General features: G+C 69.2%; 3 protein-coding genes. 2 read left to right on the top strand and 1 reads right to left on the bottom strand.

Features of this window, described 5'->3' with window-relative positions:
- Positions 1 to 52 precede the first annotated feature (52 nt).
- Positions 53 to 6862, bottom strand: coding sequence for a polymorphic toxin-type HINT domain-containing protein (locus tag ACPT94_RS03860; protein ID WP_425245105.1), 6810 nt, complete (start codon positions 6860 to 6862; stop codon positions 53 to 55).
- A gap of 390 nt (positions 6863 to 7252) precedes the next feature.
- On the opposite strand from ACPT94_RS03860, the gene ACPT94_RS03865 reads away from it, so the two are divergent.
- Both ACPT94_RS03865 and ACPT94_RS03870 read left to right on the top strand, forming a co-directional pair.
- Positions 7253 to 10390, top strand: a complete 3138-nt coding sequence (locus tag ACPT94_RS03865; protein WP_360343285.1) for an FG-GAP repeat domain-containing protein — start codon at positions 7253 to 7255, stop codon at positions 10388 to 10390.
- 143 nt (positions 10391 to 10533) lie between these two features.
- Complete coding sequence (locus ACPT94_RS03870; RefSeq protein ID WP_360343288.1) at positions 10534 to 11097, top strand: hypothetical protein; 564 nt, start codon at positions 10534 to 10536, stop codon at positions 11095 to 11097.
- Positions 11098 to 11201: the final 104 nt, after the last annotated feature.

Consider the following 11201-nt stretch of genomic DNA (forward strand, 5'->3'; position numbering starts at 1 on the left):
GAAAAATTCTGGACTTGAACTTCGCGCCCGTTGTGTCGTTCAGGATGCATCTCTATGTCCCCGCGTCAAGGAATCCGGAGAATTCGAATTTGCCACGGCGTGACCAGTACCTGATCCCCCTGCCGTCAGTGCTTCGCACGTCAAGGAAATCACTGTTGTACTTGCGGGAGTGGTAGTGCTCGATCGAGGCGATGCTGCCGAGGATCTCGTCCTGCACCTCCCTGCCCAGGGCGTTCCATGCCGTCGGGTTGCGCTTCCCTGTGGGCTTGGGCCACTCGCCTTCCCTGAACGACGGACGTTTCTTCGACGGATATGCGTGCTTCTCGAGCGCACGCCCGGCCTTCTCGTATTCCCCCCGCTTGTCCGAGGGGTCGGGCTGCTGACCGGCATTCCGCAACTCTTCGATCAGATCCTTGTACTGATCACAGTTGTGGACCAGGACTGCCGTGTTGCCGGCCTGGACATAGTACGTGTGGACGTCGGTGACGGTCAGGTTGTGGACCGTCGCCTTCGCCGTCCACGCCTCGACCGAACCGATCTGGATCCAGGTGCCCGAGGACGTCTGGAGCCACTGGCCCGGCTTCAGTTCACCGGCGTCGACCCACTCCCGAAGGGACGGCACCCAGAAGGGGTGACCGGCCGTCGCGGTGACGGTCGTTGTCTTCGCCTTGGCGGCTGAGCCGTCGTGGACGGTCAGCGTGACCCGCACCAGGTCCTTGCTGCCCTTGCCGACGATCGTCGCCGTGGCCGTCTGGACGGAGGTCTTGCCCGTCCTCGGGTCGGTGGCGATGACCTTGTCGCCGACCTTGACCTTCTCGATCGGCTTGGTCGACCCGTCGGCCATCAGCACCCGGGTACCGGGCTTGAAGCTGTTGGACTCGCAGGCCGCGCCCTGTGCCTCGTCCTTGGCCGTTTCCTTGGCTTCTTCCCGTACCTCCTTGGCGACCTTCTTCACCGCCCGCTTCACCTGCGACGGCTTCGGACGCGGCTTCGGCTGGGAACGGGGCTTGGCACGCGGCTTCGGACGCGCCGCCGCCTTGCGGGCCGCAGCCCGGCGGGCCGCCGCCTTCTTCGCCGCCGCCCGGGCCGCTCGGGCACGGGCCTGGGCCGCAGCCCTCCTGGCCGCCGCTCGCTTGGCCGCCGCGCGGGCCGCTGCCCGCTTGGCCGCCGCTCGCTTGGCTGCCGCCGCCTTGCGGGCCGCCTCACGGCGGGCCTTGGCCGCAGCGCGCTTCGCGGCCTCGATCGCCCGCTTGCGGGCCAGGGCCGCGGCACGACGGGCCGCCGCCTGAGCCGCCTTACGGGCCGCGATGATCGCCGCACGACGGGCCGCCGCACGGATGGCCGCCTGGATGGCGATACGGGCCGCGATACCGATCAGGATCGGGAAGAACGTCCCGGAGGGGTCGGAGAAGGTGGCCGGCGCGTTGTTGCTGTAGGCGTACGGGTTCATCGTGGCCGGGTTGGCGTAGTCGACCATGGGGTCGACCTGGATGAACCGCCCGGTCACCGGGTCGTAGTCACGGGCACCCAGCCGGGTCAGGCCCGTGTCCTTGTCGACCGTGCCGCCGACGAAGCCGCGCTCTCCGGGCCAGGCGGTGGGCTGTGAACCCCGCGCCTCACCGAAGGGCATCGACTTACGGCGGGTGACGCCCATCGCCGGGTCCACCATGTCCACGACCGTGTGGGACGTGCCGTGGTGGTCGGCCAGGATCATCTGACGGACACCGCCGGTCGCACGAACCACCGCCGAGCCGTCGGGGAGCGGGTAGAACCGCTCCGCCTTCGCGCTCGTGTTGGCCGCGTTGACCGTCAGCTCCGCCTCGCCGAGGTAGAGCGTGCGGCTGCCGTCCTCGCCGGTGCGGATGAGGCGTTCGCCGTTCGCGCCGTACAGGTACGACGTGGTCTTCGTGCCGCCGCCTTCGACCGGGTGGGTCACCTTGCGCAGGTTGCCCTCGATGTCGTACTCGAGGGTCTGCTGCGTGCCGCCGTGCTGGCGCCCGGTGGTGTTGCCCGCCGCGTCGTAGGAGAAGGTGTTGAGGCGTTCGCCCTGCGGGCCGACCGACTTGATCTCGGCCAGCGCGTTCGGGCCGCCCACGCCCTCCTTGCCGTACACGTACGAGCGGGTGACGTCCTTCGTGGTGTCGCCCGTCGGGTCGTGCTCGACCAACTGCTTGCGGTTGCCGGCGTCGTCGTACTGGTACGAGTTCCAGTACGCGTCCGGACCGCCGACCGTGTCCTTGGAGGGCGCCGCCGTGCAGTCGTCCGCCGTCTTCGACGTCCAGGCCGAGGTCATCTGCCTGAGCTGGTCGTAGACGAAGCACTGCGTGTCCGTCTTGCCCGCGTCGGGCGCCGCGCTGCCGGGCACGTCGGTGATCTTGGTGACGTTGCCGGCCTCGTCGTACCCGTACCGCGTCTCGCTGATGCGGCCCGGGCTGACCGAGCGGTCGAAGGTGGCCGTCTGCAGACGACGCGTGAACTCGTCGTAGACGTAAGAGCCGTACACCTTCTTGCCGGCCGGACCGGCGTCCGTGCGCAGGATCTCGCCGAACGCCGAGTACTCGACGTCCGCGAGGTACGTGGACGCGCCGCCGATGAAGATCGGCATGTCGTCGGAGTTGTACCGGAAGACGATCTTCTCGGTCACCAGACCGCCCACGCCCGGCACCTCCACCCAGGCGAGGTTGCCGGTCGGGGTGTACTCGTACTTGTACTCGTACGTGCCGGCCAGGCCCGTCTCCTCGGCGGGGATCACCGTCTTCGTCGACTTGATCCGGTAGGCGTTGTCGTACTCGGTGACCTCCTCCCGGTACTCGCGGCCGTTCTCGTAGCGGATCGCGGCCGTGGGCAGGCCCTTGCCCAGCGAGTCGTACGTCCACTCCAAACGCTTGGGGCCGGTTTCGCTGCCCTCGCGCATGGTGGTCGGACGGCCGCCCGCGTCGTAGGTGGTGAACAGGGACCGCTTCATCGGGTCGACGGTCGCGACCACGTTGTCCGCGTTGTCGTACCGCATCTCCGTGCGTCCGCCGTCGGGCTCGACGACGGCCGTCTGACGGCCCCGCTTGTCGTACTCGAAGGTGGTGACGGCGCCGCCGGGGGCGGTCACCTTCCACAGGTTGTCGAGGTCGTCGTACTCGTAGCGGGTGTCACGCCACTTGGTGCGCTCCGCGTTGGTGTACTCGCGGATCCGCTCGACGCGGCCCTCGGCGTCCTCGAAGGTCGCCGTGACGGTGTCGCCCTTGGGCGGGATCGTCGTGGAGACGTCCCCGTCGCGGACGGTCGTCGTGCGCATCTTCTCGGTGCCGCGGTAGTACGTGATCTCGGCGGTGGGCTGTCCCATGCCGTCGAAGGTGGTGCGGTTCTGGGACGGGACGTCCTGGTCACCGACCGGGAGGAGCTCCGGCTCGGGCTCGTCGGCGTTGTAGTAGCCGTCGTTCTCCTTCCACACGCGGCCGACGCTGTCGTAGAAGGTGTCGTTGACGATCCGGCCGGCGCCGACCGCCTTGTCCTGCGTCTGCCGCTCGCGCAGCAGGCCGTCGAGGATCTCGTACGACACGGCGTACTGGCCGTTGTCCTTCAGCGTCCGCGAGGTGACGATCGTCGGACCGTCGCGGCGGACGGTGTAGTCGTACGTGGCCGTCGGGGTCTGGGTCGCCGGGTCGCGGTCGATCTCCCAGACCTTCAGCAGACGGCCCAGCGGGTCGTACTGCATGGTCGACGACTTGCCGTTGGGATCGGTCTCCTTCACCGGCATGCCACGGACGTCGTCGAACTCCGTGATCTCGGTGAAGCCGAGCGGGTCGTGCGAGACCTGCTTGGTCGGCCGCGCGACGGTGGCCGGCGTGTACTCCATCCACGTCTTGCGGTTGTCCGCGTCCCAGGTCGCGACCTCACGGCCGTGGATGTCGTACTCGGTCTTGTCGATGGTGATGTAGCCGTCGCCCTTGGCGTTCATCTCCTGGACCTCGGTGGGCAGACCCTTGGTGGGGGCCGCGCCGAAGGCCAGGTTGTCGTAGAACGTGCGGGTGTCCTCGACGACCTCGCCGCCGGTGGTGCCACAGGCGCCGAGCGTGGTCTTCTCGCGGGACTCCAGCTCGATCAGGTGCGCGCCGGTGTTGCGGGCGTAGGCGACCGTGGAGCAGCGGACCTTGCCGCCGGGCGTCTTCTCCTCGACCTGGTACGGCAGACCGTAACTGTCGTACTTGGTGGTCTCGGTGGAGGTGCGCCAGGTCTCGCCCTTGACCCGCTCGCGGGTGCGGACGGTCTCCGGACGGGTCATCCACGCCTCCAGCGGCGTGGTTCCGGCACGCTTGCGCGTGGCCGTGTTCACCGCCCAGGGGGTGGTGACGGTCGCCGAGTCGATGGCGCCGCCGTCGGACTCGTAGGTGATCTGCTCCAGGAGCTGACCCTGGTACTGGGGCAGGTCCTGATGGTCGGTGCCGTCACTGGTGGTGACGGTCGAGGAGCGGGTGCCCGAGGGCAGCTTGTCGCCGTGCAGGCCGCGGAAGTAGCGGTGCTCGGTGAGTTGCTTGACGTCGTCGCCGGCGCCCTGGCGGGTGCGGACGCGCTCGTAGCCGCGGTACTGCGACCAGGTGCGGTGCTTGTTCTCGGTGAACTCGCTGTCGTCGTAGGCCCAGGCGGCGCCGCCGAGGAACTCGTAGGAGGTGACCTTGGCGGGGCTGTCGGTGACCAGGTCCTCTTCACGGACCTGGGTGACGACGTACTTGTGGAACCAGTCCTTCACCGGGTTCAGGGCGCCCTTGGGCGTCCAGTACTGCGGGAAGCAGCGCATGGTGTTGGACTCGGGGCTCGTCGGCATCCGCTTCGGCTCCAGGGCCTGGCAGTCCTTGGGCGAGTAGGTGATGCCGATACGGCCGCCGGTCTCGGTGTCGATGGCGTGAACACGCAGACGCGAGAAGGGCGGCAGGCCCTCCACCTTGTCGACGCGGTTGTCCATCTGCAGGCCGGAGAAGGTGACCTTCGGCATGTTCGCCGTGCCGCCCGCGCCGTGGCCGGTGCGGGTGATCGACTCCAGCCACAGGGCCGGCGAGGTGCCGTCACCGGTGGGCGGGTAGGTCTGCTCCAGCGTCCAGGAGTCGACCGGCTTCAGCGCGCTGCCGGAGAGCACACTCGTGCTGATCTTCGTCAGGCGCTTGGTCGACCAGAACGTCGGGGAGTACTTGTCGGTGCACTTGGCACCGGAGGCGCACTCCTGGTCCAGCGGGGTGTCCGGCCAGTTCTTGGCGTTGGCCGCGGTCCGCTTGGACTCCGCGCAGTCGAACGATGCGGTGGGAATGCAGCGTTCGGCCAGCGTGAAGCCGACGCGGCCGGCCGGCAGGACGCCGAACAGCTTGTCCGAGCGCAGACCGTAGTCGATGTGGTCGAGTTCGGCGGCGCGCGTGTAGGCGATCTGCTGGTCGGCCTTCATGTTCTGGCCGTAGAAGTTGGTCCGCTTGGTCCACCACAGGGTCATGGCGTCGCCCAGCGGGTCGACCACGTAGTCCAGGTTCCAGCGGTAGGCCTGGGAGCAGTCGGAGTCCATGAATGCGGTGGCGTGGCACGGCTCGGTCGGGTGGTTGCCGAACACCGGCACCGTCAGCGCCGAGTTGGTGACCGTGCCGTCCGGGGCGCCGGGCAGCTTGTTCAGACCGAAGTGGTACTTGGTGCCGTCCGTGGTGGTCAGGACCCAGTACTCGCCGTCCTTGGTGCCGTTGGCGGCACCGGACTTGTGCTCCAGACGGGAGCCGTCGTCGTCGGCGGGACGCCACTCGTCCGTGCCGTCCTTCTTGACGAGCTCGGTGGTGTTGCCGCCCAGCGACATCACCACGTGGTCGGAACCCCAGCACAGGTCACCGCTGTCACCGGTGTTGTTGGCCTTGAGTTCCTCGCCCTTGTCGTTCTTGATCGGGGCCTTGTCGTCCGAGCACGAGCGGTACTTGCGCTCGATGAAGCCCGGCTCGTAGTCCCAGCCCTCGGCGATCCAGGAGGACTGCGCGTTCGTGGACGCGGTGCGGCCGTCCACGGCCTGCGAGGAGTACGACAGCTCGACCTCGGGCTGCGGACCGCCGGGCACCTCGGGCGCCTCGATCGGGTAGGTCCACGCGAAGCCGCCGGAGGACGAGCCCGCCATCCAGGAACCGGAGGGCGACAGCGAGGTCGCCTCGTGGCTGCCGCCCGGACCGGAGGCCTCGGCGGCGGCGGCGAACACGGTGGGCGCCGCACTGGCGGCGGCCAGGTCCGCGGTGCCGGTGACCGTCTTCGCGGCCGGGTCGTTGGCGCCCGGCAGCGCGGTACGGGTACGGCAGCGCTCCAGCTCGGGTGTGGTCAGCGCACACGCCGGAAGACGGTAGAGCCGGAGCCGGGAGCCCCAGTCACCGCCGTAGGTGTCCTTGATCGACGCGTAGTCCAACTCCAGTTCGACGGAGCCGGACGCGGCGGGTGCCAGGCCGTTGTCGGCGGGTGCCGCGGTGAACAGCACGCCCTGCACGCCGGCCTTGCGGGCGGCGGCGGTGTCCTTCACCTGGACCTGGACGGCGGTGCCGGCGGCCGCGGTGGCCCGCTTCGGGGCCAGGCCACGGGTGCGCAGGCCCTTCTTGGCGGCGGCTGCCGCGGTGGCGGTCTGGCGGGCCTTCACCATGCCGGTCTGCACGGCGGTCCGGCCCTTGATCCCCGGGGCGGCCGGGGTGGTGCCGGTGGTCAGCGGCGCCTTCTTGGGCAGCTTGTCACGGCTGTCGGTCACCAGCGTCGTGAACGTGCCTGTCGCGATCTTGCCGGCCGCGGGCTTGAAGGTGCCCTCGGCGTCGTCGCGGGTCTTCGTACGCTTCTTCTCGAAGTCACGACCGGGAACGGATCGGTCGCGTTTCACATCTGAGATCCGGGTGCTTCCGTCGGCGGCGCTCGCGTCGTCGGGTATCAACCCGATGAACAGGACAAGCCCGACGAACAGGGACACGGATCTGTGCCAGTGGCCGAAATAGCGTAACTGTCTTATCAGTTGGTCCACTAAAGGACCTCCCCCTTACTCACTCTCTGTGATCACTCTGTGTGATCGAGTGTTGAACGGTCAGACAGTAAGCGTTGTCGATCAGCCTGACAAGCAAAGTTGAGGCAATGCGACAATCCCCACTTTGACTATGCGTTAGTAAAGATATCCCCTGGTTGGCATGTACTGTTCGGCCTCGCGGCCCATGTGAAGGGGCTCGCAGCGGACCCCCGTGAGGGGCCCGCGCGGCAACGACTCCGGGGGGATTCGCCCATGCCAGAAACATCCCGAAGACAGCGCCCGGCCAGGCGCTCGGCGCGGGCCGCGCTCGTCGCGGTGCTCGCCGGCGGGACGATCGGGCTGACACCGCTGACCACCACGACGGCCACCGCGGCCGACACCGACCCGACGGTGGCCGTGAACGCCGAGGAGCGCGCACTCCAGCAGGCCGCCAAGAGCGGCAAGCCCGTGGAAGTGGTGTCCGCCCGCACCGAGACCAGTGAGACGCAGGCCTTACCCAACGGCAACCTGCGCACCACCCAGCACACCATGCCCGTCCGCGTGAAGCGCGAGGGCACCTGGACCCCGGTGGACACCACGCTCACCGAGGCCGCCGGCCGGATCTCGCCCAAGGCGGCACCCGGCCGCGTCACGTTCTCCGCCGGTGGCGACACCCGTCTGGTGACCCTCGCCGACCAGGGCGGCGAGCTGTCCCTGACCTGGCCGAAGGCCCTGCCCGAGCCGGTCCTCGAAGGGGCCACCGCCACCTACCGGGAAGTCTTCCCGGGCGTGGACCTGGCCGTGAAGGCCAGTCTGGACGGTTTCAGCCAGGCGCTGATCGTGAAGACGCCCGAGGCGGCCGACCGGCCGGAGCTGAAGGAAGTCGGCTTCGGTCTGCAGACCAAGGGCCTCGACGTACGCAAGGACGCCGAGAACGGCACCCTGAGCGCGGTGAACGCGGCGGGCCAGACCGTGTTCGCCTCCTCCACGGCACGGATGTGGGACTCGTCGGGGACGACGGAACAGGCCCCGGCCCAGCCGCTGACGACGGCGAAGTCGGGCGCCCGCACGGCGAGCGCCCAGGCAGCGCCCACCGCGGGGGCCGTCTCCGACCCGTCACCGCTCACCCCGGGCACCAAGAGCAGCCAGGTCGGCGTCGAGGTCACCGACGACGAGATCGTCCTGATGCCGGACCAGAAGCTGCTGAACGCGCCGGACACCGAGTTCCCGGTCTACATCGACCCGCGGATGACCGGTACCCGCGAGGCCTGGACGATCGCCTACAAGCCGCACCCGAAGGACAGTTACTGGAACGGCACCGGCTGGGACGGCGGTACCACCAGCGAGGCGCGCGTCGGCTACGAGAACTCCACGGGCGGCACGGCCCGCTCCTTCTTCCGCGTGGGCTCGAAGTTCCTCGCCGGCGTGAAGGTGATCGACGCGCAGTTCCAGATCACCGAGACGCACTCGTGGTCCTGCACGCCCAAGCCGGTGGAGCTGTGGCTGACCGGCGGCATCAGCAAGAACACCACCTGGTCCGCGCAGCCCTCCTGGTCGACCCGACAGGACAGCCGCAGCTACGCCCACGGCAACGAGGACTACGGCTGCGCCAACGCGGCCGTCGACTTCACCGCCAAGGACGCGGCGGTCAAGGCGGCGGCCGGCAAGTGGTCGAACATCACCTTCGGTCTGCGGGCCCCGCAGAGCGCGGAGGACAACAAGGACGAGTACAGCTGGAAGAAGTTCAAGCCGGACGCCAAGCTGATCGTCGAGTTCAACCGTCCGCCGAAGGCCCCGTGGGCGCTGGACACCATCCCCAGCACCAAGGTCAGCACCACCGAGTGCGGCAACGGCTCGTCCTACGTCACCCTCGGCAACACGGACGTGACGCTGACCGCGCAGGTGTGGGACCCGGACGGCGGTGACGTCAACGTCCAGTTCCACCTGTGGGCGACCGGCAAGCACGACACCTCGCCCGGGGTCTTCTTCGACAAACGGGTGAAGGTCACCGTCAAGGCGAGCGACTCCAAGGGCGCGCGGGCGAAGGTGGTCGTGGGCAAGGACCTGCTGACGAAGTACATCGGCGCCAGCAACGGGCAGTTCTCCTGGAAGGCGCAGGCCGAGGACATCGCCAACGGCCTCGCCTCCGACTGGACGCCGACGCAGGGCGCACCGGGCTGCCGCTTCGGGTTCGACCCGAAGGCGCCGACCGTGATGCCGACCGTCGACTCCAAGGACGACCTGTTCCCCGAGACCACGGCCGACATGGAGCCGGTCGAGGGCGCGCTGGCCCGCACCAAGGGCGTGTTCGAGTTCGGTGCCAACGGCGAGTCCGGCGCGACGGAGTACCTGTACGGCCTGGACCGCACCCCGCCGAGCAGCCCGGCCAAGCCCACGGTCAAGGGCGGCCCGGCCACGGCGGAGATCACCCCGCTCACCCCGGGACCGCACACGCTGTACGTGCGGATCGTGGACGGGGGCGGCAACCCCGGCCCGATCTACCCGTACCGCTTCTACGTCAAGAGCCCCGGCGTGACGGACAAGCCCGGTGACGTCAACGGCGACGGCATGCCGGACTTCTTCGCGGTCGACGGCACCAGCAACCTGCGTCTGTACGGCGGTACGGGCGCCGGCAAGGTCGCGACGATGATCCCGCTGTCCTCCGGCGGCGGCTGGAACGGCTCCCTGCTGACCCACCGCGGCGACTGGACCGACGACTTCTACGAGGACCTGGTGGCCCGCCGCCCGGACGGCAAGCTGTGGCTGTACCCGAACAACGGCCAGGGCGAGTTCACCGAGGACACCAAGCAGGAGGTGTACTTCTTCCCGGACCCGGAGACGGAGACGGCGATCGACCCGGCGACCATCAAGCAGATCGTCTCGATCGGTGACGTCACCCCGGACAGCGAGTCGTCCAACCCGGACTTCGTCGCGGTCATCGGCGACCAGCTGTGGTTCCTGCCGGGCTACGCCTACGGCACGATCGACTCGGGCTACCTCATCGGCAACAGCGGCTGGGGCAAGATGCAGCTCGCCTCGCCCGGTGACGTGGACGGCGACGGCTTCACCGACCTGATCGCCCGCAACACCGAGAACGGCGAGCTGTACCTGTACCACGGCCGCAGCCGCGGCGACGCGGACGGCGACGGCGTCCCCGACGGCGGGACCGACCCGGCCTCGCTGGGCGTTCCGGCCAACCGCACGGTCTACGCGACCGGTTGGACCACGACGGCCCGCCCGCTGTTCACCGCCCCCGGTGACACCGACGGCGACGGCGTCTCCGACCTGTGGACCACGACAGCGAACACCTCGGCGGGCCTGGAGTTCGTCCCCGGCCGCAAGACCGGGGTGGTGGGCACGCCCGTCGTCGTGGGCGGCACCGGCTGGCAGGCGATCAAGCTGATCTCCTGATCCGCCTCCCGGGAGGACCGGGATCTGCCGATTGGCGCCGGGGCCAGGGCCTGACCTGACCCCGGCGCCACTTCACAGTGGAGGAAAGCGAACGGAGTGGCGTGTCCGCCCTGGTGACAGGGTGGGCGGAGGAGCGCGAAGTGGTGACTGACGAAGTCGTGATGGCCCTGGAGCGGGCCGGGCTCGTGGTCCGGGACGACTGCGGTGACCCGGGAGGGTTCATCCCTCCCGTGGTGACCGGCCAGCTGGCCGGCGTCATGCCCTGGGACATCAGCGGTGCGGCCTCGGCGGACATCGACGACCCGGAGCTGCACCGGAAGGCGAACGCCGACTGGTACCGGCTGGCGGTCGAGGAGGGGCTCTTCCGGGCGGAGGACCCCCGGTTCTTCCTCGGCACCGGCTCGTCCTGGGTGTGCGTGGAGCTGAGGTCCGACTGGGACGTCATGGGAGTGGGTGCCGCCGGTCCGCTGGGCAGCGCCCACTGCCGTCCCGAGTTCCGCATGCTCTCGCTGGACGGGAACGTCCTGCTGGGCGCGACCACCGGTCAGTCCTCGGTCGACACGGTCGTGGTGAAGGACCCGCACCGGTCCGAGATCCTGCGGAAGTTCGCCGCGGGAGTGGCGGAGTCGGACTCCGGCCTCTGCGGCCCACAGGAGAAGGCGGCCGCTCGCCTCTGGCTCGACAGCCACCCCGTTCCCGGGGAGTGACCTGACGGAAGAAAGCGGCGATGCCCCCGGCCGACAGCCAGTCGGCCGGGGGCCGCCCCGGGTGTCGGACAGTTTTGGGTGGCAGGGCGGGCCCATGGCGCGCC

The sequence above is a fragment of the Streptomyces aurantiaciflavus genome (assembly GCF_049808595.1).
GTDB lineage: Bacteria > Actinomycetota > Actinomycetes > Streptomycetales > Streptomycetaceae > Streptomyces.